Here is a 20,346-nt window from a genome sequence, read left to right on the forward strand (position 1 = left end):
CTGCCCCAGGCGCTACCGCAACGGCGTTTCAGTTCAGGTTGAGGCGATGGATGACCTGGGTCGGATCATCCGGATCGGTGCTGGTGGTGAATCCTGCCGCTTTGGCCAGGTCGCGCATCGCCTGGTTGGCGGCTGAGTCGATCGAGTACATCTGCCGCATGCCCTTGGCTCGGGCATGATCGGTCAGATGCTTGAGCAACAGCCGGCCCAGGCCATGATGCTGCCAGCTGTCGAGCACCGTGACCGCGCACTCGCATTCATCCTTGCCGGCAATGGCGGCGTAACGGGAAATGCCTACCTCTTGCAGCTCACCGTCCACATGGGCGAGGGCGACGAAGGCGGCTTGTCGGTCCTGGTCGATTGCCATCAACTGGTCGAGCATGGCCTCACCAGGCTCCTTGATCTGGCACAGGAAGCGAAAATGCCGCGACTGCGGTGACAGCCGTTCGATGAAGGCCCTTTCGCGTTCCCGGTCCTTGGCTTGCAGCGGCCTGATCAGTACATGGGTGCCATTGTCGAGGGCTTCGATCCAATGCTCGCCCGCAGGTTTGGGAAACGAGGGGGCGGTGCATTGACGGGAGGGTTCTGTAGGAGCCATGGCAGTAATCCTCGTATGTCGGAAATGAACAATGGAGGTTCAGTTTCGACGCTCGGCTCTGCGCAGACTTGATAGTTGTCAAGATGGCGGCAGCCCGCTGATTGATAAAGGTCAAACGCGGTGTTGCCCCCCAGCGCAAGATCGAGGCGTCTCCAAGGGAGGCATTACTCATTCGAGGAGGTCGCCATGTCCGAAGCAGCCAAGAAAGTACCTGTCACCCCCGCAGCCACCCAGCCCACCAAGGTTTCGCCACCAAGTACCGAGCCATCGGACCTGTGGCGTCCGTTCCAGCAGTTGCGGCGTCAGATCGACAGCCTGTTCGACGATTTCGGGCGCCGGCCATTGCACATGCCGTTCAGCCACACCTCATTCGATGTTGAGCCATTCTGGCGGCGTGAGTTGTTCAGCCATGGCATGCCGGCTATGGATATCAGTGAACTGGCCGATGAGTTTCGCATCAGCGCCGAACTGCCAGGTGTGGACGACAAGGACATCGAGATCAAGCTGGTCAATGGCAACGTGGTGATTCGCGGCGAGAAGCAGGAAGAGGTCGACGAAAAGCGCAAGGAATACCACCTGTCGGAGCGGCACTATGGCAGCTTCGAGCGGGTCTTCCAGCTACCCCGTGAAGTCGACGCTGAAAAGATCAATGCCCAGTTTGCCAAGGGTGTGCTGCTGGTGCACCTGCCTAAGCGCGCCGAAGCGATTCACCCTGAAAAAGTGATTCCCATCAAAAGCAGCAAATGATTGACCCGACCGATTTCAGGAGCAGGGACGCTCCGCCCTCCAGCGGTACTACGCGATTGACAACGGTCAAAACCGGCGCGCTATCGCACGATGGGCAGGATCGATAAATGTCAGGCTGCGGCGAGTGTCGATGCCGATACTGGAGGGGTGTTGGGTATGCGCGAGGGCACCTACATGCAACGCTATCTGCTTGCCGGATTGTCCAGCCTGCTGCTGGCATCGGCTTCGGGTTGTACCCCTTGGCACGCCGAGCAATTCGACGCGCGCCTGGAGTCGGCCGAGAACAACGCTGCTACCGCCCGGCTGCGGGCCGACCAGGTCTGCTACCGCATAGACCTGGTCGAGCAGACCGCCAACGAGGCGCTGCGCAGAGCGACCCAGGCCCAGGAACAGGTCAAACAGTTGCTGCAGCAGGCCAAACGCAAGTAATCGCCATGTCACGTCGATGGCTGGACCCAAGCCTGTTACTGGTCTGCGTCTTGGCCTTGCTGCTCGGAGGGCTGGCCTATGCCGTGCGACAGCCGGCCTGGGCGGCGCTGACCTGGGCCACCGGCAGCGCGATCATGGCAGTGGTGCTGGCGGTGGAAATGGCCCAGCGCCTGGCCAGGCGTGAGGCGGGCATTGACCTGATCGCGCTGATGTCGATCGGCGCAGCCTTGGCCCTGGAGCAGATGCTGGTGGGGGCCGTGGTCGCCCTGATGCTTGCCACGGGCCGTGCGTTGGAGGCTTTCAGCCTGCGTCACGCCGAGCGCGAGTTGCGCGCACTGATCGGCCGGGCGCCCCAGCGGGCCTGGATTCAGGAGCAAGATGGCCTGCGTGAGGTGCCGGTGGACGAAGTCCGCGCCGGTCAGAGCGTGCTGGTGCGCCTGGGTGAGATCGTGCCGGTGGACGGGTGCTTGCAGTCTGAGCAGGCGACCCTGGACGAAGCTGCGCTCACCGGTGAATCATTACCCGTCACCCGCCATGCTGGCGAGCTGGTGGCCAGCGGTGTGACCAACGCAGGTGCGCCACTACTGTTGCTGGCCACACATACCGCAGCGCAAAGCACCTACGCTGGCATCGTGCGACTGGCCGAAGCGGCACGTCAGTCACGGGCCCCCTTCGTGCGCCTGGCCGACCGCTACGCGCTGGCGTTGATCCCGCTGACATTGCTCATTGCTGCGCTGGCGTGGTGGGCCAGTGGCGATGTGCAGCGGGTGCTGGCGGTGCTGGTGGTCGCCACGCCTTGCCCGCTGATACTGGCGGTGCCGATTGCCATCATCTCAGGCATTTCGAGGGCTGCACGGCGCAACATCCTCGTGCGTGACGGCTCGGTGCTCGAAGCTCTGGCCGGCATCCGCCAGGTGTTCCTCGACAAGACCGGTACCTTGACCAGTGGTCATGCCCAGTTGCAGTCGATCGAGGTGAAGGGGCTGGGCGCGCCTTTGCAGATACTGCAGTTGGCCGCATCGTTGGCCCAGTCATCGACCCATCCGATTGCTCAGGCCATCGTTCACGCTGCCCGCCTGCGCAACCTGACGCTGACGGCTGCGCAACAGGTGCAGGAAAGCCCTGGCCAAGGGCTTGCCGGGAACGTGCAAGGCAAAGCCGTGCGCTTGGGCGCACTGGCCTATGTGCAGAACGGGAAGGACGATGGCCGCTGGGCACAGGCGCGCTTGCAGCAACTGGACTACCTGGCCAACAGCGGCAGTTTCGTGGCGGTTGACGGTGAGTTGAAAGCGGTACTGCGGCTGGCCGATGACCTGCGCCGGGAAACCCCCCAGACACTGCGCCGCCTGCGGGCGCGTGGAATCGACCAGGTCGTCATGCTCACCGGCGACCGCGCGGAAACGGCGGAAATGGTTGCGCTGGCGGCAGGTATCGACCAGCTTCGCTCAGGGCTCTCGCCCGAGGACAAGATTCGCCTGGTGCAGGAAGGCTGCCGCACGGCGCCCTCGCTGATGGTCGGCGATGGCATCAACGATGCACCGGCATTGGCGGCAGCCGATGTCGGGGTTGCCATGGGGGCTTCTGGCGTTACGGCCTCAGCCCAGGCGGCCGGGGTGGTGTTGCTGGTCGATCGGCTCGATCGGTTGGTCGAGGCCTTGGATATCGCTCGGCATGCCGTGCACATCGCCCGGCAGGGGGTATGGGTTGGCATGAGCCTGTCATTGTTGGCCATGCTGGTCGCTGCCGCCGGTTACCTGCCCGCGCTGCTGGGGGCAGTGGTGCAGGAAGGTATCGACCTGTTGATCATCGTCAACGCCTTGCGTGCGCTGGGCCCTTTGACGGCCAGGCAACGCAGCGGGCTTGCCATCGAGGACCTGGATCGGTTGCAGGATGAACATCGGCAACTCGGCGGCTTGCTGACTGAGCTGAGCCAGATGGCCTGTGACTTCGCCAAGCGTCCCGTCGAGCAGGCCCGGGCCGACCTGGGCAAACTGGTCACCGCGCTGCATGAGCTTTTGGAGCGGCATGAGCGCGATGACGAGCGTCGATTGTATCCGCTGCTGAGCCGCTTCATGCCCGGCGAAGATCCACTGTCGGCGATGAGCCATACCCACCGGGAAATTTTCCGTCTAATCCATCTTCTGTCTTGCATGAGCCAGGATTTCAACCGGGCAGCAGCGAGCCTGAGCGCTGATGACATCCAGCACCAGCTGATACGCCTGGACACCTTGGCCAAGTTGCACTTCGACCAGGAAGAAGCCCTGTACCGGTACCTGGATCGACGCTGAGCGAGGCGTTCAGTACCTTGCAGGGCTGATGAAAATCAAGCACCCAACGTGGTGGAGCGGGATGCTGGCAGTAGTTGTTCTCTGCCCTGGCTTGAATGGGAGGCAATACCATGCCCCACAGCAAAATCCTGTTCCGCTCGGCAGCGCGGGAGAAAATCCTCAGTGGTGCCACCCAGCGCCTGAGTGATCAGGCGAACCGATCGTCGGAGGCTAGCATGAGCCACTATCAACGAACATGTCCTGGAGATGCAGCCAGCCGGTGGACGTGATTGTCATGGGCAGGCCGCTTGCCCGGGGGCTGGACCGACTGTTTGGCAGCACCACGGAGCCTGTGTTGTATCAGATGCCCTGCAATATCCCGGCGGTGTAAGGCCATGCGTCGGGGTCATGCGCCAGCGCCCTGGTGGTTGGCAAACAACTCGGCGACCAGGGCGCTGGTATCGACGATATCCAGCTGCTCCAGGCATCGCACGGGCAGGCGAAAGGGCGCGATGCTGTCGGCCACCAGTACCCGTTCGAACGCGCCGCTGTCGAACAACTCGCCACCGGTGGTGAACAGGCCGTGGGTGGCAGCGGCCAGTATGCGGTTGGCTCTGGCCTGCCGGCAAGCTTGGGCAGCACGTAGCAGCGTCTGTCCCGTACTGATCAGGTCGTCGAAGACGATGACGGTGCTACCTGCCACGTTACCGACCAGATGTTCGCCGCTCAGGCCCGCCTGCTGACGGTGCTTTTCCATCATGGCCACCGAGACCGGGCGCGCCAGCAGGTGCGCCAGGACCTGGCGAAACTGCTCGGCGCGTTTGATGCCACCGATATCCGGCGACACGACCGTGACCGCCTGCTCACCGAGTAGCGGGGCCAGGTGTTGGGCGAATAGCTGGGTGCATTGCAGGTTCCAGCTCGGGATGCGGTAGGCGTTGTCGAAGGCGCTGGGGTTGTGTACGTCCAACGCAACCACGCGGTCCACGCCGCAGCTTTCCATCAGGCGAGCTACATGGCGGGTAATGGTAGCGTCCTGAAACTCCACCTTGCGGTCTTTGCGGCCATAACATAGGTAGGGCGTGACAGCCGTCACCTGACTGGCGCCGGCATCCTTGAGCGCGCCACAGAAGAACAGCAACCGGCATAGCTTGTCGTGCGCGCTGTGGTGCGCGTCACCATAAAGCGAGTGGAAGACGATGACCGATCGACCGTCGACCGATTCGCCAGGCCAGCACTTGTGCTCTCCGTCCTCGTAGTCGCGCTCTTGATGTGCCGACAGCTTCCAGCCCAGGCGTTGCGCCACGGCATTCCCATAGGCCTGGCTGCCTTGCAAAGCGAACAGTAACGGCGGTGTGTCATTCATGCCCTGCGCTCCAGAGGTCTTTCACAGCAACATAAGCTGCATGCAACTGCGCGGTTTGATGATTATCAAATCGAGCATAGCCAGCGGGCGGACACTGGGTAGGTCACAGCATGCCAAGGCCTGCGCCCCCAATACCCTGCACGGAGAGTACGCCCATGGACAAATACCAGAAAAGCCACAAGGACAAACTGTTCAAGCCACATCCGTTCGACCCCTATGCCACGCCGCATCGTCCTGCTGGCTGTGCGCGTTGTCCGCAATGTGGCGCTGCCTACCATGGAGGAGAGTGGCACGCCCATGGGGCGACGGGGTCTGGGCCGGTGGAGTCGATCGTCTGCCCGGCATGCCGACGTATCGAGGACCGTGCCGCTGCCGGACAAGTCCGGGTGTCGGGCCGTTTTCTGGCAACACATGAAGAAGAGATTCTCCAGCTCATGCGTAACGTTGAGCAACAGGAAAGGCAGACGCATGTCCTTGAGCGCTTGATCGCCATCGACTGTCAGCTGGACCAACTGGTGGTAACCACCACCGGCACCCACCTGGCCAACCGCATCGGTCACGAGCTTGAGGCCGCCTATGACGGTACGTGCAGCTACCGCTATAGCGACAGCGAAGTGTACTTGAGTGTCGATTGGCATCGTGACTGAGGTGATGTCGCCTGGTTTCACGACAGGGAAGACGTGAAACCAGGCGGGCGATCGTTCAACCGTGGATCGCCACAATGCTGGAGTGAACCTTGTACAGGGTTTGCTCGGTAGTACTGCCGACGACCTTGCTCACCCCCTCGTGGTAGAGCGTGCCGCAGCAGTGGGGCTCGATGGCCTTGATATTTATCAAGATTGGTTGAACGTCAGCTTCGATAATGGCAGCGGTGCGGCGCCCCATATGCGCGTCAGGAGGTGGCTGATGAGCCTGTTCCGCCGAATTCTTCTGGTCATGACCAAGGTCCAGGCCCATGCCGCGCTGCGTCGGGCCATGGCATTGGCTCAAGCGTCAGGTGCCTCGTTGCACGTACTGGGCATCCATACGCCCGCCGAAGGTGGCCAGCCCGATCAAGCGCAGCAAGCTTCACAACCGTCAGCCGCGTTTGCGCATTTCAGTGCCGGGCTCAAGGCATTGCTCGATGAACAGGCGCCCACAGGGTTGCATACCACCTTCGAGGTGTTGGAAACCGCAACGGCGCGTGACCTCGTACCAGCGTGTATCGCACGCTTTGGGCCAGACTTGGTGATCAAGGGGCTTCCCGCCAGTCCGGTACTTGGCATGATCGACAAGTCCTCGGTTGACCATGTGTTGCTGTACACGAGCCAGGTGCCGTTGCAGTTCGTGCCTGCCGATGCCCCGGCCATGCCCGCGAACATTCTGGTCGCCGTGGATGTGGCCAAGGTGGACCTTGCGCAGCAAGCGCTGAACCACGCGCTAGTGGAGGCGGGTCGGCAACTGGCGAGCGCATGCAACGGGCAGCTCCATCTGCTGTCGGTCTACGACTTGCCCATGGCTATGCTGGCCAATCCCGACCTTGCCGCGCCATGGGCGGAGCAAGTGCGCGAGTCGCTCCAGGTACCGTTCTATGAACTGGCCGATATCCATGGCATTCCCTATACGCAGCGCTACTTCATCGAAGGTGCGCCGCTGCGCGTTATCCAATCCTTCGTCGCCACGCTGAAGATGGATGTGGTGGTGGTCGGCGTGGTGCAGCCTAGACGCTGGGCCAAGCTGATCGGCGATACCACCGAACGGCTCGTCAATCATGCGCCGTGCAGCATTCTGACGGTCAGGCCCGCGTCCGCAGGCTGATTCAGGCGATATCGCCGGCTCGGCCATGGCGAATCACTTCCACGCTGAAATCTGCTTCGAAAGGCGGCACATGACACTCGACGATGTCCTGCTCGGCGACCTGCAGGTGTATACCCACGATATGCGCATGCACGGGTTGGTGGCAGACATGGCGGTCAACGAGCACCGCACTGAGTACCTGCCGCGCGCCAAGCTCAGCCAGATAAGCGCAGGTGCGCAGCAGGGAGTGCCCTTCGTACAGCACGTCATCGACCACCAGCAAAGTGGTGTCGGCCAGATTCAGGTTGGCCAACTCAGGGTTCTCGGTGAGCTGCGTATGGGCATGCAGGATGCTGAGGTCGTCGGCGTAGCGCTTGACCTTGATCGGGTAGAGCGGCAGTGGCGCGGCCCCGGTCAGTTGCTGCAAGTGCAGTTGCAGGCGACGCGCCAAAGGCTCCCCACGGCGTTGAATGCCCACCAGTACCATGGGCTGCGTAGGCATGAATGCCAGAGCCTGATGCGCCATGGTACGCAGCACGCTATTAAGGTCTTGTTCGTCATACAGGCGAGCGCGTGAGGGGGAGGAGGGGATCATGATTCTTTTCCGTGGCCGGCCAATGGTCATTGATAATCTACGCCGCCGCCGCCAGCGCGACTTGATAAATGCCAAGCACGGGTCATTGTCGATTCAAAGAATTATGTGTTGTTCTAGGGGAGAGCGGCGGAGGCTGTGATAATGGGGGCAATTACAAGGGCCATGTCATGCTGACCATCTCCAATAACGTGCATCTGCCAGATGCCGAAATCGAACTAACTTACGTCCGCGCGCAAGGCGCGGGTGGGCAGAATGTCAACAAGGTGTCCAGCGCTGTGCACCTGCGCTTCGACATCCCGGCCTCATCGTTGCCCGAGTTCTACAAGGAGCGGCTGTTGGCGTTGCGTGACAGTCGCATCACCGGCGACGGTGTGTTGATCATCAAGGGCCAGCAATACCGCACCCAGGAGCAGAACCGTGCTGACGCTCTGGCGCGTCTTGCCGAGTTGATCATCGCTGCGGGCAAGATCGAGAAGAAACGCCGCCCCACCAAGCCGACCCTTGGCTCGAAGACCCGCCGCCTCGAAGGAAAAGCCAGGCGGAGCACTGTCAAGGCGGGTCGGGGAAAGGTGGAGTTCTAGAGATGAGGCAGAAGAGGCGTATGTGCTCAAGCGCGAGACCACTCGGAAGCCCCAGGTGGCAGGTACGCCTGGAGGCCTTTTTCTAAATGAGGAGGCGGGTTGAGGGGGCGTACGTCGCCTTATCGTCCTCAGCGGCGGTTTAGAAACGCTACCATAGCGCAGTAGGCCGCCACCTTATGTGCCAATTGGTTGAGATTAAGGACGGTGTTTTTGGCAATCCAGTGTGGGGAACCTGATGCTTCATAAGCAGCTGATCCGGCGTTTAGACTTGATCACCTTACAGCTCTTTGTAGCTGTACACGAAGAAGGCACGCTGACGCGTGCATCTGCGAGGGAGGCTATTGCGGTATCTGCCGCTAGTAAGCGTTTGATGGAGCTGGAGGAGGCACTGGGTGTTCCACTTTACTTCCCGCACAGCCAAAGGTATGGATCTCACTGCGGCTGGTGAGACGCTGTTACACCACGCTCGACGCATCCTGAATCGCCCTTGGTTTCGTAGACACCTCCAAGCCTCATAATGAGGCCCAAATAGGAGGTGCCATGAGTCGTCAGCGTTACCCCGAAGAATTCAAGATCGAAGCGGTCAAGCAAGTGACCGAGAAAGGCAAGCCTGTCGCCGATGTCGCCCAGCGCCTGGGCATGTCCGTGCACAGCCTCTACGCCTGGATCAAGGTCTACAGCAAGCCCCAAGAGCAGCGTCAGCCAGATGACGATCAGCAGGCCGAACTGCGCAAGCTACGCGCCGAACTCAAGCGCGTGACTGAAGAGCGAGACATCTTAAAGAAGGCCGCCGCGTACTTTGCCAAGGAGTGCGGCTGAAGTACGCCTTCATCAAGAAGCACTCGACTGATTTTCGGGGGGGGCTGGTGACATATGGGCGGGCACTTACAGATACGTAATTTAACATAATGCACATTATGCGCTTCTTCGTATGGAGCTACCGGGGCCGTGGGTGAGCAGATTTTAAGCCAGGCCAAAGCCCTCGCTTTGACCTGGTGAACCCAATGACCAGAATGGCAAGCCATCATGGGTAGTCTTCACCACCATTGGGGAATCGGCATCGATGAATACGGTTCAGAGCCATTTTCCAACCGCGCACTGCACCGTGCTTCTCGATGGCCAGCAATGCGTAATTCGAGCAGCTGGGCTCAAACCTGTAAGCGTTTCTGAGACGATTAGGTGCCACTCGCTGATAAAAACGAATGACACCAACGGATAGCCCGACGATCACCGTGGCTTACGGAAAGAAATGACGTAGTAATTAGCCATCGAATCTTTTTTGCCAGTCAACGCATCAAAGCAGCCCGCTTTCACAGACACGCCGATTGAGTCGATCCGATAGAACTCCCAGCCCTGAGCGGCATACTCGTTGACGACCTTTTCCAGGTAGACCGCAGCTTCATTGCCACGATGCTTGCTTGCCTGAACCTCAATGTTCGGTGGAACCTGGACCATCTTGTATACGTACATAGCATCTTCCTTGCATCAGAGGCTTGATTGATACTTTGTCAGCCTGGACGGCCGGCAAAATGACCCCAATAGTAGCGATGAGACAGCTACCACTCAAACCCCTGTATTCATGGGGACTCAAAGAGCATCCACGAATGACACAAAGCATGTGTGGGTGATATATCCCCAACTTTCCAGCTGAGCTACCCTACTCTCACAATATAGCCAAAAGAAATAACTACGCTAAATGTTCATTTTGTTGAGTTATATAGAATACCCTCTTGACAACTATCAATGCCACCGCAGAACCGGCCATCCCGCCGCGTCAGCATGCGCCCGCAGCACTGGATCAGGATTGACTGTATGCGGTTTGGCGACCAGCGAAAGCAACGGCAGGTCATTGCGCGAATCCGAGTAGAAGTAGGCACCGTCCAACCCCTCGCCCTGGTCTTGCAGCCAGCTGTGGAGCCGCGCCACCTTGCCCTCCCGGTAGGTCAAGATCCCGCTGGTACTGCCGGTATAGGCGCCCTGCTGGTGTTCAAGGTCAATCGCCAGAACTTCTTCTACGCCCAGTTGCTTGGCGATACGGCTCACCAAGAAGTGCGCAGACGCTGAAATGATCAGCAGGCGGTCACCCTCTTCGCGATGTCGCGCCAGGCAGGCAATGGCGTCTTCATGGATGCGCGGGGCGATGACATCTTCCACGAAGGGAGCCACCGCCCGGGCCACCTCCTCTATCGTGCGGCCCACCAAGGGCGAGAGGCTGAAGGTCATGTACGCCTCCATGGCCAACTTGCCTTGCGCATAGAGCGCCATGAGTTCGCGGTCGCGCTCGATGAAGCTCGGCCCATCGACCCAGCCGAGCGCTGCCATATGGCTGCTCCACAGGCTGGCACAGTCGCCATCGATAAGGGTGTCGTCCAGATCAAACAGTGCGAGGGCCATCGGCCACCTCCAGGGTACAAAGTCGAGGGGCGACGGCCTTTTCAGCCTTCGCCGGGTGAAATGACAGTGGGATCAGCGTGTGGTTTGCGTGGATGTCGCGACACCGCCAGACGTCGTCTCGAGGTCGCTGATAGTCGCCTGACTTGCTGGGCGGCTGTTCCAGAACGGTACCAGCAGCAAGCTGGCGAGCAACGCAGCGCCGGTGAAGACGAAGAACACAGTGATGGTGTCGAAGTAGCCAGGCAGCAGCCCACCGAGGATCGCCCCCACCGAGCCGCACCCGTTGACGAAGCCTGTGGCGGTGCCCGCGGACTCGCTGGTGCCGAAATCAATGGCGGCAGCGCCGCTGATCATCGAGTCAGGGCCATACAACGTGATACCCATCATGAACAGCAAGCCGACCACCAGATAGATGTTGCCGCTTTGCATTGTCGGCACGAACAGTATCAGCCACAGGGTCAGCGCCATCAGGCTGATCACGCAGGCCGGCATGCGTCGAGCGCCAAACAGTTTGTCGGAGGCGATGCCGATTAGAATCGGGCCGACCAACCCCGCGACTTCGAACGCAGACGGGACAATGGCCGAAGCCACTTTGCCGATACTCGGCATGCGCTCGTAGACGATCACCGGCCCCCACATCAGGATTGCATAGCGAGCAGGCTTGAGCAGGAAATACGCTATCCCCAGCACCACGACCGTGCGGTTGGCGAGCACCTTGCGTAGCGCCGCCCGGTAGTTCTCCCGGGGAGCGTCGGTTCGCCCGGCCGACTGGCCCTCGTCTTCGACGGCAGGCAATCCTACATCCTGCGGGCGATTGCGTTGCAACAGGAAGAACAGCACGGCAACCACGAGCACGACGCCCGCCGAGGCTATGAAAGCCATGCGCCAGTCATGGGAGATATGGTACGCCCACCACCCGGCGAACGGCGTTGCGACCAAGCCGCCGAACGCGTAGCAGGTGCTCCAGTAGCCCAGCACGCGGCCGCGCTCACGGGTGGCGAAGAAGCAGCCGATGTTCTTGCACAGCCCAGACCAGCCCGTGGATTGTGCCAACCCCTGAATCACCATGCAGCTGGCGAAGATCGGTAAAGTCGCGAAAGTGCCCATGGTCAGTGCGGCCAGGGCCGACACCACGAGCCCGCCAAGCACGACGACGCGGGTACCGTAACGGTCAGCGAAGACACCCCATGCGAACTGGCCTACGGCGTAGGCGGCCAGATACAGCGCGTCGAGGTTGGCCATGGCCGCTTTGTCGAGCATAAAGCTGGGGTCTTCGGCGATTCCCAGCTTGGCAACCGAAAAGGCCTTGCGGGTGAAATAGAACGCGGCATAGGCCAGCCACGTGATGATGAATATCTGAACGCGCCAGTGTTGAAGGGATTTCCAGTCATGGCGGGCGTTCTCAGGACTCTTGTACATGTTGTTGTCCTCTGTTGATTACCGCGACGTAGGTCTGGCCCCCTGCTCTGCTCGATCAAGGCGCCTGCCGGTAGGTATCCGGAGCTTGCGAACTTGATCTTATATCTTGGTCTAGACCAATACTTGACCCTGCACGGGCGTGTTCAACGTGCAAAGTCAATTTTCCTTCCGGCAGTCTTCACTACGCCACTGCCGTGGGCTAACGCCAAACCAGCGGCGAAACGCACGGGAGAACGCACTGGTCTCGGAGTAGCCGAGCAACTCCGCCAGGTCAGACACCGGCCGTTTGGGCTGTCGCAGGTAGTGCACCGCCAGTTCCCGGCGGACCCTTTCGACCAGCAGGCTGAAGCTCAAGCCTGCCTCGCGCAGGTGGCGCTGCAACCCGGCCGAACTGAGCTCCAGCGCCTGCGCGATCCTCTCCAGGCAAGGCTCTCCGCAGCTCAGGGCAAGGCGCACCTGAGCGTCCGCCTCATCCAACAGGTTGCGCCGCTGATCGAGCGCGCCCAGGCGCTGGAGCACGTCCTGGACCAGAAACAGCAAATTGGCATCGCGCTCAGGCATCCACTGGTCTTTGAGATCAGCCTTGGGGACGAGCATCGAGTTGCAACCGCGACCAAAATAGACAGGCGCGCCGAACGCCTGCTGATGCACTTGCCAGTCCTGTGGGCGAGCATGCTCGAAGCTGACCGCGAACGGTGCCCAGTCCTTGCCCAGCACGTGGCGTATCAGGTTGAGCGCCATGCCCATGGTCAGTTCGGCATCCTGTCGACGCTCCAGGATGGCGCTGTGCCGAACTTGGTAATCGAAGCGATAGCACTCGCCGCAGTCGACCAGCCGGATCAAGGTATCGTGCTGGTGGTAAGGAAACGCCGCCGCGAAATTGCGCAGGGCCTCCTCCAGCATATTGGAAAACAACCCGACATAGCCCAGCAGCCCAAGGGCTTGGGGCTGAAACTGCAGACCGTAGTGCAAACCGAAGTTATCGCAGTGCGACTGACGGGCCGCCTCTTCCAGCACCTGACAGTAATTGGTGAGCGGCAAGCTGAGCGTGGGTTGTCGCAGAATTTCGGGATTGACCCCGGCGCGCCCCAGTATCAGGTCAATATCGCCTCCGACACCTGTGACGAACCCCTCCAGCCCACTGGCAGCAGCCGCCAGGACGCCGAGGTTGCCCGCGACTGGTGAGACGGTGCAGCAGTGCAGTGGAGAACTCATGGTCTATTCCAGTTGAGGTTCGGGGTCTGAGCAATGCAAACAGCATGCCCTGCCTTCTTCCCTCAAAAAGGCGCTTTGCAGCCAGAACGCGGCAATGGAACTGGGGTAATGGGTAACATCGCGTAACAATCAGCCCCGCGACTGCAGAGGACGCCAGAACAGTCACGTCCTGCATGGCACTGGTCTAGACCTATTGGCGAGCTCTCATGCTTTTATTCTTCAAACAAGCCCGCCAAAACGCCTGTAGAAGCCTTCATTCACATCCGGCAAAGGCCCATCAGCCGTCTCCAGCGCGGTATTCAGCCATTCTTCCGCCTTGGCAAACACCAGGCGATAGAGGTTACGGCACAACTGTCGCGCAGCCCTGCCCTCCCAGTCCCCAGGCAGCAGCTCGTCTGGTAGCTGCGGATCGCGCAGCAGCAGCCGGCGGTATTCGTGAATCAGCAGCGTGCGTGCCAGGAAGCAATCCTGGGCATCGAGCTGTTGCTGCTCTTTCAAACCTTGCCATAGCGGCCTGAACAACTGGATGAACTCGCTGTACTGCTGCCCCAGTTCGTCGATACGCCAGCTTTCCCGCACCTGGGCGCGCATGGCCTTGGAGGCGAGCACCTCCTGGGTATGGGTTTCGAAGACGATGCTGTCGTCGCTGGCCTCCAGGTCACGCAAGGTAGCGGCCAGGTCGGCGCGGTCTGCCCGTGGGCAGCCCAGCAGGTTCGGCGCCATGGCACCAAACCCCTGCCACTCCAGCTCCTCACGCAAAACCTTGCGCTTGCCGGCCTCCAGTTGCGAGAGCAACACCAGCGTCCAGGCGCCGTCCCAGGCTGGCTGGCTAGGGCTATAGACCCGTTTGAAGGCTTTCTCGAACCGCCGCCGGCCCGTACCTGTCAGGCTGTAGTAGCTGCGCCGGCCAACCTTTTCGGCAGTGAGCCAGCCTTCCTTGGTAAGACGGAAGATCGACGTGCGGATCAGGCGCTCGTTGATACCGATCGGCTCCAGCAGGTTGATCAGGCTACCCAGCCAGACGGTTCCGCCGTGGGGCTCGATGGCGTCGCCGTACAAGGTGATGATCAGCGAACTGGCGCGGATTGGCGTCTGTTCCTGAAAACGGGTGATCAGGTTGTTCAGTGGGGCGAGATTGCTCATGGGCGAACTGTGCGCGGATAAAGCACCGACTATACCTGCGCGGCGGGCCGCCTGGCCATTGCGTGACGCTGCCAGGCTCATGCCGATGCCTGGCCTTTGGGCCTGACGCCGGTGTCTTCCATGCGTGGGCGCTGGGGCTCGACCTCGGCCAATGGCGGGCATTCGACCATGCTGTTCATGCAGCGTTGCGCCAGGTGCTGGTACTCCGCCGTGCCGCGTTGCTTCCAGGCCAGTTCCTGTTCGGTCAGCGGGCGCCTGACCTGGGCTGGCGAACCCATCACCAGGCTTTGCGCCGCACATTCGAAGCCCGCCTTGACGAATGCCGTGGCTGCGACGATGCAGCGTGGCGCCACATGAGCACCATCCATCACCACCGCGTTCATGCCGATCAAGGCGTCTTCGCCCACCCGGCAGCCGTGCAGCACGGCACCATGCCCGACATGCCCGTTGCGCTCGACAACCGTATCGCCCCCCGGGAAACCATGCATCACGCAGGTGTCCTGCAGGTTGGCACCCTCCTCCAGCACGATACGGCCGAAGTCGCCCCGTAGCGATGCCAGTGGGCCGACGTAGCAACGAGGGCCGACGATGACATCACCGATCAGCACGGCACTGGGGTGCACGTAGGCAGTCGGGTGAACCACGGGCGTCAGGCCGTCCAGTCGATAGCAAGGCATGGCAAAGCTCCTGAAATGATTTGAAATGCACATCGATCTTGTATCACAAAGTAATTGAGCGTCAATTGCCAGGCTCGTGTATCGCTTTTGAAGGTGCCAAGGCGCTCGTGTAAATTCATCTAAATTCGCCAAAATGCTATTGAAGAAGCGATTAATCTTAAGGAAAAGCCATTCTGCATAAGGTGCCAATAACAAAAAAGGGATACATTATACAATTTTCAATGTTGCAATCATGTATCACATAATGCATATACTGGTTCCACCTGGACGTGATCCAGCATCACGCCCCTGCAAACAATTCCAAGAAATGCCGGCCCCACGATGTGCCGTGCGTGCAGCCAGAGGAAACCGACATGCCGCGATATCTCGATGTGCGGGCGCCCGAACACGGTGTCCAGCTCATTACCCTGCAACGGCCCGAGGCACTCAACGCCCTGTGCACCGGGTTACTGGCAGAGCTGGCCGCTGCACTGGAAGCGGCCGGGCAAGACGAGCAGGCCCGCGCGGTGGTCATCACCGGCAGCCGCAAGGCATTCGCCGCAGGCGCCGATATCCGCGAGATGGCCGAGCGCGACCTGGTCGGCATCCTCAACGACCCCCGGGTCGCCCACTGGCAAAGCATCGCCGCCTTCGCCAAGCCGCTGATCGCCGCCGTCAACGGCTACGCCCTGGGTGGCGGCTGCGAACTGGTGATGTGCGCCGACATCGTCATTGCCGGCAGCGACGCCCGTTTCGGCCAGCCGGAAATCAACCTCGGCATCATCCCCGGCGCCGGTGGCACCCAGCGCCTGCTGCGGGCCGTAGGCAAGCCGCTGGCCATGCAAATGGTGCTGTCCGGCGAAGCCATCACCGCTCGTCACGCCTTGCAGGCCGGCCTGGTCAGCGAGATCACCCAGCCTGAACTCACCGTAGAACGCGCCCTGCACATCGCCCGCAGCATTGCCGCCAAGGCTCCGCTGGCAGTGCGCCTGGCCAAGGAAGCACTGCTCAGGGCCGGCGATACCGACCTGGCCAGTGGCCTGCGCTTCGAACGCCATGCCTTCACCTTGCTGGCCGGCACCGCCGACCGCGACGAGGGCATCCGTGCCTTCCAGGAAAAACGCCAGGCCCGTTTCCAGGGCCGCTGATCATCTTTCCCTCGACTGACGGAGCGAGTCTGTCATGCCTTTCCAGCACATCCTGTTTTCCATCGAGGACGGCGTTGCCCTCCTCTCGTTGAATCGCCCAGAACAGCTGAACAGCTTCAATACCGCCATGCACCTGGAAGTGCGCGAGGCGCTCAAGCAAGTGCGCCAGAGCAGCGAAGCGCGGGTGCTGTTGCTGACCGGCGAAGGCCGTGGTTTCTGCGCCGGCCAGGACCTGTCCGATCGCAACGTCGCACCGGGCGCCGAGATGCCGGACCTGGGCGAATCGATCGACAAGTTCTACAACCCGCTGGTGCGCACCCTGCGCGACCTGCCGCTGCCGGTGATCTGCGCGGTCAACGGCGTGGCTGCCGGCGCCGGTGCCAACATCCCGCTAGCCTGCGACCTGGTGCTGGCTGCCCGCTCGGCCAGCTTCATCCAGGCCTTCTGCAAGATCGGCCTGGTACCGGACTCCGGTGGTACCTGGCTGCTGCCGCGTCTGGTCGGCATGGCGCGGGCCAAGGCCCTGGCTATGCTGGGCGAGCGCCTGGGCGCCGAACAGGCCCAGCAATGGGGGTTGATCCACCGCGTGGTGGACGATGCCGCACTGCGCGACGAGGCCCTCACCCTCGCCCGCCAGCTGGCCACTCAGCCCACTTATGGCCTGGCCCTGATCAAGCGCAGCCTCAACGCCAGTTTCGACAACGGTTTCGATCAGCAGCTGGAACTGGAGCGTGACCTGCAGCGTCTGGCCGGTCGCAGCGAGGACTACCGCGAAGGCGTGAGTGCCTTCATGAACAAGCGCACGCCGGCATTCAAGGGGCGTTGATCATGAGTGCACTCGCAAGCAATGCGCAGGTGGCGGTGATCGGTGCGGGCGCCATGGGGGCAGGCATCGCCCAGGTCGCGGCCCAGGCCGGGCACTCGGTAAAGCTCTACGACAACCGTCCTGGCGCTGCAGCCCAAGCCGTGGCCGGTATTGACCGGCAACTTGCCCGGCTGGTGGAAAAAGGCAAGTTGCAGGCCTCTGAGCGGGAAGCGATCAGCGCCCGGCTGTGCCCGGTGGACGCCCTGGAAGCTTTGGCCGATGCTCGCCTGGTGATCGAGGCCATCATCGAGAACCTGCAGGTCAAGCAGGCGCTGTTCAACCAGCTGGAAGCCTTGTGCGCCGCCGACTGCATCCTCGCCAGCAACACCTCGTCGCTTTCCGTCACCAGCCTTGCCGCCGGACTGAAACGCCCGCAGCAGGTGGTCGGCATGCACTTCTTCAACCCGGCACCGCTGATGGCCCTGGTCGAAGTGGTCTCAGGCCTGGCCACCGCCCCGGCCGTTGCCGCGTGCATTCATGCCACCGCCCAGGCCTGGGGCAAGCAGCCGGTACACACGCGCTCCACGCCGGGTTTCATCGTCAATCGTGTGGCACGGCCGTTTTACGCTGAAAGCCTGCGCCTGCTGCAGGAAGGCGCAGCCGATTGCGCCAGCCTTGATGCGCTGCTGCGTGACGCCGGTGGTTTCCGCATGGGCGCGTTCGAACTCACCGACCTGATCGGCCACGATGTCAATTACGCCGTCACCTGCTCGGTGTTCGATGCTTTCTATGGTGACTTCCGCTTCCAGCCTTCGCTGGTGCAAAAAGAGCTGGTGGACGCCGGCCGTCTCGGGCGCAAGACCGGGCAAGGCTTCTATAGCTATGGCGAAGGCGCCGAACGCCCACAGCCAGCCGAACTGCATAGCTGCGCCCTGGTCGAAAGCTGCGTCGTCGAAGGCGACCTGGGGGTGATGCAGCCGCTGGTCGAGCGCCTGCGCCAAAGCGGCCTCGCCGTGACCCAGCGCGCCGGCAGCGGCCTGATCCAGGTGGGCGATGCCACCCTAGCGCTGTCCGACGGCCGCCTGGCCAGCCAGCGCGCCCGGGAAGACGGCCTGCGCAACCTGGTGCTGCTCGACCTGGCTCTCGACTACACCACCACCACCCGTCTCGCCATCAGCTGGTCGGCCGACACCAGCGACAATGCCCGCGACCAAGCTGTGGCCTTGCTGCAACGTGCCGGCCTGAAGGTAACGGCGGTCGCCGACCTGCCCGGCCTGGTGGTGCTGCGTACCGTGGCGATGCTTGCCAACGAGGCCGCCGATGCCGTGCTGCAAGGCGTCGGCAGTGCCGCCGACATCGACCTGGCCATGCGCGCGGGGGTCAATTACCCCTGCGGTCCGCTGGCCTGGGCCACGAACATCGGCCTCCCCTACACCCTGCGCGTGCTCGACAACCTGCAGCGCAGCTACGGCGAAAGCCGCTACCGCGCTTCCCTGCTGTTACGCCGCTGCGAAGCCAAAGGAGGCACCTGGCATGACTGAAGTCGAACTGGCACAAGCCTGTGCCGACGCCATGTACGCCCGCGACCAGGCCACTCAGGGCCTGGGCATCCGCCTGCTGGAGGCCGGCCCAGGTAAGGCGTGCCTGCGCATGCCGGTACGCGCCGACATGATCCAGGGCCATGGTACCTGCCATGGTGGCTTCCTGTTCGCCCTGGCTGATTCGGCGTTTGCCTTCGCCTGCAACAGCTACGACCAGGCCACCGTCGCCCTGGGCTGCAGCATCGACTACCTCGCGCCAGCGCTGAGGGATGACGTGCTCACTGCCCGTGCCACCGAAGTCAGCCGCAAGGGCCGCACCGGCCTGTACGACGTCCGCATCGAGAACCAGCGCGGTGAGCTGGTGGCGATGTTCCATGGCAAATCCTACAAAGTGCGCGGCACCGTGCTGGCGCAGGAGACGCAAGATGACTGAACACACCCTGGCCGATGCCTTGATCATCGACGCCGTGCGCACACCCATTGGCCGTTATGCCGGGGCCTTGAGCGGCGTGCGCGCCGATGACCTGGCCGCCATCGCGCTCAAGGCCTTGATCCAGCGCCACCCCGAACTGGACTGGAAAGCCATCGACGACGTTGTCCTCGGCTGTGCCAACCAGGCGGGCGAGGACAACCGCAACGTAGCGCACATGGCCAGCTTGTTGGCCGGGCTACCGATCGAAGTGCCGGGCACTACCATAAACCGTCTGTGCGGTTCCGGCCTGGACGCCATCGGCTATGCGGCCCGCGCCCTGCGCTGCGGCGAAGCCGGCTTGATGCTGGCCGGCGGCGTGGAGTCGATGTCTCGCGCGCCGTTCGTCATGGGCAAATCGGAGCAGGCGTTCGGCCGCGCGGCCGAACTCTTCGACACCACCATCGGCTGGCGTTTCGTCAACCCGCTGATGAAGGCGGCCTTCGGTACCGACTCGATGCCGGAAACAGCCGAGAACGTTGCGCAGCAGTTCGGTATTTCCCGCGCCGACCAGGATGCCTTTGCCCTGCGCAGCCAGCACAAGGCCGCCGCCGCCCAGGCGCGCGGGCGCCTGGCACGGGAAATCGTGCCGGTCGAGATCCCGCAGCGCAAAGGCCCGGCCAAAGTGGTCGAACACGACGAACATCCCCGCGGCGACACCACCTTGGAACAACTGGCCAGGCTTGGTACCCCGTTCCGCGACGGCGGTAGCGTCACCGCCGGCAATGCCTCCGGGGTCAACGACGGGGCCTGCGCTTTGCTGCTGGCCAGCAGCAAAGCCGCCCACCGCCATGGTCTGAAGGCCCGCGGCCGCATCGTCGGCATGGCGGTGGCCGGGGTCGAACCACGGTTGATGGGCATCGGCCCGGTGCCGGCTACCCGCAAGGTGCTGGCGCTTACCGGGTTGTCGCTGGCCGACATGGACGTCATCGAGCTCAACGAGGCCTTTGCCGCCCAAGGCCTTGCGGTATTGCGCGAGCTCGGCCTGGGCGACGACGACGAACGGGTCAACCGCAACGGCGGTGCCATCGCCCTGGGCCACCCGCTGGGCATGAGCGGCGCACGCCTGGTCACCACCGCGCTGCACGAGCTGGAAGAAACCGCCGGACGTTATGCCCTGTGCACCATGTGCATCGGCGTTGGCCAGGGCATCGCGATGGTCATCGAACGCCTCTGAGCGGTTCAGACCATCGGCGT

21 protein-coding genes and 4 pseudogenes are annotated in these 20,346 nt (G+C 62.1%); 14 read left to right on the top strand and 11 right to left on the bottom strand.

Translation table 11 applies throughout. The features are described 5' to 3' along the window. Positions 1–28: 28 nt before the first annotated feature. Positions 29–598, bottom strand: a complete 570-nt coding sequence (locus FQ664_RS15835) for a GNAT family N-acetyltransferase (protein ID WP_144173149.1) — start codon at positions 596–598, stop codon at positions 29–31. Positions 599–784: 186 nt separating this feature from the next. On the opposite strand from FQ664_RS15835, the gene FQ664_RS15840 reads away from it, so the two are divergent. The 4 genes and pseudogenes from FQ664_RS15840 to FQ664_RS27890 form a co-directional block, all read left to right on the top strand. Continuing rightward, on the top strand, positions 785–1,345 hold the full coding sequence (locus tag FQ664_RS15840; protein WP_144173150.1) for an Hsp20/alpha crystallin family protein: 561 nt from the start codon (positions 785–787) through the stop codon (positions 1,343–1,345). Between the two features lie 174 nt (positions 1,346–1,519). After that, on the top strand, positions 1,520–1,774 hold the full coding sequence (locus FQ664_RS15845; RefSeq protein ID WP_144173490.1) for a hypothetical protein: 255 nt from the start codon (positions 1,520–1,522) through the stop codon (positions 1,772–1,774). Between the two features lie 5 nt (positions 1,775–1,779). Next, positions 1,780–4,062, top strand: coding sequence for a heavy metal translocating P-type ATPase (locus tag FQ664_RS15850; protein WP_144173151.1), 2,283 nt, complete (start codon positions 1,780–1,782; stop codon positions 4,060–4,062). A 250-nt stretch (positions 4,063–4,312) separates the two neighbouring features. Further along, positions 4,313–4,432 (top strand): annotated as a pseudogene (locus FQ664_RS27890) (universal stress protein); the annotation flags it as partial. Between the two features lie 15 nt (positions 4,433–4,447). Here the strand turns inward: FQ664_RS27890 and FQ664_RS15860 are convergent. Continuing rightward, positions 4,448–5,407: a ribose-phosphate diphosphokinase gene (locus FQ664_RS15860; RefSeq protein ID WP_144173152.1), complete on the bottom strand. Its 960-nt coding sequence runs from the start codon at positions 5,405–5,407 to the stop codon at positions 4,448–4,450. 155 nt (positions 5,408–5,562) lie between these two features. On the opposite strand from FQ664_RS15860, the gene FQ664_RS15865 reads away from it, so the two are divergent. Further along, positions 5,563–6,054, top strand: a complete 492-nt coding sequence (locus tag FQ664_RS15865; protein WP_256675982.1) for a BCAM0308 family protein — start codon at positions 5,563–5,565, stop codon at positions 6,052–6,054. 55 nt (positions 6,055–6,109) lie between these two features. Here the strand turns inward: FQ664_RS15865 and FQ664_RS15870 are convergent. Further along, positions 6,110–6,208: pseudogene (locus tag FQ664_RS15870) on the bottom strand (universal stress protein); the annotation flags it as partial. A 105-nt stretch (positions 6,209–6,313) separates the two neighbouring features. Between FQ664_RS15870 and FQ664_RS15875 the strand changes: the two are divergent. Next, positions 6,314–7,204, top strand: coding sequence for a universal stress protein (locus FQ664_RS15875; RefSeq protein WP_144173154.1), 891 nt, complete (start codon positions 6,314–6,316; stop codon positions 7,202–7,204). Between the two features lies 1 nt (position 7,205). Here the strand turns inward: FQ664_RS15875 and FQ664_RS15880 are convergent, their stop codons facing one another. Next, a complete protein-coding gene (locus FQ664_RS15880) occupies positions 7,206–7,778 on the bottom strand; it encodes a bifunctional pyr operon transcriptional regulator/uracil phosphoribosyltransferase PyrR (RefSeq protein ID WP_144173156.1) in 573 nt (190 codons plus the stop codon). Positions 7,779–7,945: 167 nt separating this feature from the next. Here FQ664_RS15880 and arfB point away from each other — a divergent pair, with 167 nt between their 5' ends. From arfB to FQ664_RS15895, 3 genes and pseudogenes are all read left to right on the top strand, one after another. Next, positions 7,946–8,359, top strand: a complete 414-nt coding sequence (arfB, locus tag FQ664_RS15885; protein ID WP_144173158.1) for an alternative ribosome rescue aminoacyl-tRNA hydrolase ArfB — start codon at positions 7,946–7,948, stop codon at positions 8,357–8,359. Between the two features lie 235 nt (positions 8,360–8,594). After that, positions 8,595–8,838 (top strand): annotated as a pseudogene (locus tag FQ664_RS15890) (LysR family transcriptional regulator); the annotation flags it as partial. A gap of 61 nt (positions 8,839–8,899) precedes the next feature. Further along, a pseudogene (locus FQ664_RS15895) lies at positions 8,900–9,210 on the top strand (transposase); the annotation flags it as partial. Positions 9,211–9,383: 173 nt separating this feature from the next. Here FQ664_RS15895 and yidD read toward each other — a convergent pair. From yidD to paaY, 7 genes are all read right to left on the bottom strand, one after another. Then, positions 9,384–9,590, bottom strand: coding sequence for a membrane protein insertion efficiency factor YidD (yidD, locus tag FQ664_RS15900; protein WP_218570410.1), 207 nt, complete (start codon positions 9,588–9,590; stop codon positions 9,384–9,386). Then, positions 9,587–9,829 carry a hypothetical protein gene (locus FQ664_RS15905; protein WP_028688855.1) on the bottom strand — a complete coding sequence of 81 codons (243 nt, stop codon included), beginning with the start codon at positions 9,827–9,829 and terminating at the stop codon, positions 9,587–9,589. The genes yidD and FQ664_RS15905 overlap by 4 nt, the downstream gene beginning before the upstream one ends. A 270-nt stretch (positions 9,830–10,099) precedes the next feature. Continuing rightward, entirely contained in the window at positions 10,100–10,753 is a 654-nt protein-coding gene (locus FQ664_RS15910) for an HAD family hydrolase (RefSeq protein ID WP_144173160.1), read from the bottom strand. A 72-nt stretch (positions 10,754–10,825) separates the two neighbouring features. After that, entirely contained in the window at positions 10,826–12,172 is a 1,347-nt protein-coding gene (locus FQ664_RS15915) for an MFS transporter (protein ID WP_144173162.1), read from the bottom strand. 156 nt (positions 12,173–12,328) lie between these two features. Next, the gene (qhpR, locus tag FQ664_RS15920; protein ID WP_144173164.1) at positions 12,329–13,387 is read right to left on the bottom strand and encodes an AraC-like transcriptional regulator QhpR; all 1,059 of its coding nucleotides are present in this window, start codon (positions 13,385–13,387) and stop codon (positions 12,329–12,331) included. Between the two features lie 219 nt (positions 13,388–13,606). Next, positions 13,607–14,530, bottom strand: a complete 924-nt coding sequence (paaX, locus tag FQ664_RS15925) for a phenylacetic acid degradation operon negative regulatory protein PaaX (RefSeq protein ID WP_178091002.1) — start codon at positions 14,528–14,530, stop codon at positions 13,607–13,609. 77 nt (positions 14,531–14,607) lie between these two features. Next, positions 14,608–15,207: a phenylacetic acid degradation protein PaaY gene (gene paaY / locus FQ664_RS15930; protein ID WP_144173168.1), complete on the bottom strand. Its 600-nt coding sequence runs from the start codon at positions 15,205–15,207 to the stop codon at positions 14,608–14,610. A gap of 353 nt (positions 15,208–15,560) precedes the next feature. Here paaY and paaF point away from each other — a divergent pair, with 353 nt between their 5' ends. The 5 genes from paaF to pcaF are packed head-to-tail and all read left to right on the top strand — an operon-like array spanning position 15,561 to position 20,326. Then, the gene (gene paaF / locus FQ664_RS15935) at positions 15,561–16,334 is read left to right on the top strand and encodes a 2,3-dehydroadipyl-CoA hydratase PaaF (RefSeq protein WP_144173170.1); all 774 of its coding nucleotides are present in this window, start codon (positions 15,561–15,563) and stop codon (positions 16,332–16,334) included. Positions 16,335–16,368: 34 nt separating this feature from the next. Continuing rightward, on the top strand, positions 16,369–17,160 hold the full coding sequence (gene paaG, locus FQ664_RS15940) for a 2-(1,2-epoxy-1,2-dihydrophenyl)acetyl-CoA isomerase PaaG (RefSeq protein ID WP_144173172.1): 792 nt from the start codon (positions 16,369–16,371) through the stop codon (positions 17,158–17,160). A 2-nt stretch (positions 17,161–17,162) separates the two neighbouring features. Beyond that, positions 17,163–18,680, top strand: coding sequence for a 3-hydroxyacyl-CoA dehydrogenase PaaH (gene paaH, locus FQ664_RS15945; RefSeq protein WP_144173174.1), 1,518 nt, complete (start codon positions 17,163–17,165; stop codon positions 18,678–18,680). After that, entirely contained in the window at positions 18,673–19,113 is a 441-nt protein-coding gene (gene paaI / locus FQ664_RS15950; protein WP_144173176.1) for a hydroxyphenylacetyl-CoA thioesterase PaaI, read from the top strand. The genes paaH and paaI overlap by 8 nt, the downstream gene beginning before the upstream one ends. Next, positions 19,106–20,326, top strand: coding sequence for a 3-oxoadipyl-CoA thiolase (gene pcaF, locus FQ664_RS15955; protein WP_144173178.1), 1,221 nt, complete (start codon positions 19,106–19,108; stop codon positions 20,324–20,326). Before paaI ends, pcaF begins: the two co-directional genes overlap by 8 nt. Positions 20,327–20,346 lie beyond the last annotated feature (20 nt).

Source organism: Pseudomonas persica (genome assembly GCF_900291015.1).
In the GTDB taxonomy this organism is placed as follows: domain Bacteria; phylum Pseudomonadota; class Gammaproteobacteria; order Pseudomonadales; family Pseudomonadaceae; genus Aquipseudomonas.

Bases quoted from the DNA above. Each gene is read 5' to 3' on its own strand.
- FQ664_RS15845 (WP_144173490.1), top strand. From the start codon at position 1,520: ATGCAACGCTATCTGCTTGCCGGATTGTCCAGCCTGCTGCTGGCATCG.
- FQ664_RS15860 (WP_144173152.1), bottom strand. From the start codon at position 5,407: ATGAATGACACACCGCCGTTACTGTTCGCTTTGCAAGGCAGCCAGGCC.
- paaY (WP_144173168.1), bottom strand. From the start codon at position 15,207: ATGCCTTGCTATCGACTGGACGGCCTGACGCCCGTGGTTCACCCGACT.
- FQ664_RS15905 (WP_028688855.1), bottom strand. From the start codon at position 9,829: ATGTACGTATACAAGATGGTCCAGGTTCCACCGAACATTGAGGTTCAG.
- FQ664_RS15835 (WP_144173149.1), bottom strand. From the start codon at position 598: ATGGCTCCTACAGAACCCTCCCGTCAATGCACCGCCCCCTCGTTTCCC.
- paaG (WP_144173172.1), top strand. From the start codon at position 16,369: ATGCCTTTCCAGCACATCCTGTTTTCCATCGAGGACGGCGTTGCCCTC.
- paaH (WP_144173174.1), top strand. From the start codon at position 17,163: ATGAGTGCACTCGCAAGCAATGCGCAGGTGGCGGTGATCGGTGCGGGC.
- FQ664_RS15850 (WP_144173151.1), top strand. From the start codon at position 1,780: ATGTCACGTCGATGGCTGGACCCAAGCCTGTTACTGGTCTGCGTCTTG.
- FQ664_RS15840 (WP_144173150.1), top strand. From the start codon at position 785: ATGTCCGAAGCAGCCAAGAAAGTACCTGTCACCCCCGCAGCCACCCAG.
- paaI (WP_144173176.1), top strand. From the start codon at position 18,673: ATGACTGAAGTCGAACTGGCACAAGCCTGTGCCGACGCCATGTACGCC.
- qhpR (WP_144173164.1), bottom strand. From the start codon at position 13,387: ATGAGTTCTCCACTGCACTGCTGCACCGTCTCACCAGTCGCGGGCAAC.
- paaX (WP_178091002.1), bottom strand. From the start codon at position 14,530: ATGAGCAATCTCGCCCCACTGAACAACCTGATCACCCGTTTTCAGGAA.
- FQ664_RS15915 (WP_144173162.1), bottom strand. From the start codon at position 12,172: ATGTACAAGAGTCCTGAGAACGCCCGCCATGACTGGAAATCCCTTCAA.
- FQ664_RS15875 (WP_144173154.1), top strand. From the start codon at position 6,314: ATGAGCCTGTTCCGCCGAATTCTTCTGGTCATGACCAAGGTCCAGGCC.
- pcaF (WP_144173178.1), top strand. From the start codon at position 19,106: ATGACTGAACACACCCTGGCCGATGCCTTGATCATCGACGCCGTGCGC.
- FQ664_RS15880 (WP_144173156.1), bottom strand. From the start codon at position 7,778: ATGATCCCCTCCTCCCCCTCACGCGCTCGCCTGTATGACGAACAAGAC.
- arfB (WP_144173158.1), top strand. From the start codon at position 7,946: ATGCTGACCATCTCCAATAACGTGCATCTGCCAGATGCCGAAATCGAA.
- FQ664_RS15865 (WP_256675982.1), top strand. From the start codon at position 5,563: ATGGACAAATACCAGAAAAGCCACAAGGACAAACTGTTCAAGCCACAT.
- FQ664_RS15910 (WP_144173160.1), bottom strand. From the start codon at position 10,753: ATGGCCCTCGCACTGTTTGATCTGGACGACACCCTTATCGATGGCGAC.
- paaF (WP_144173170.1), top strand. From the start codon at position 15,561: ATGCCGCGATATCTCGATGTGCGGGCGCCCGAACACGGTGTCCAGCTC.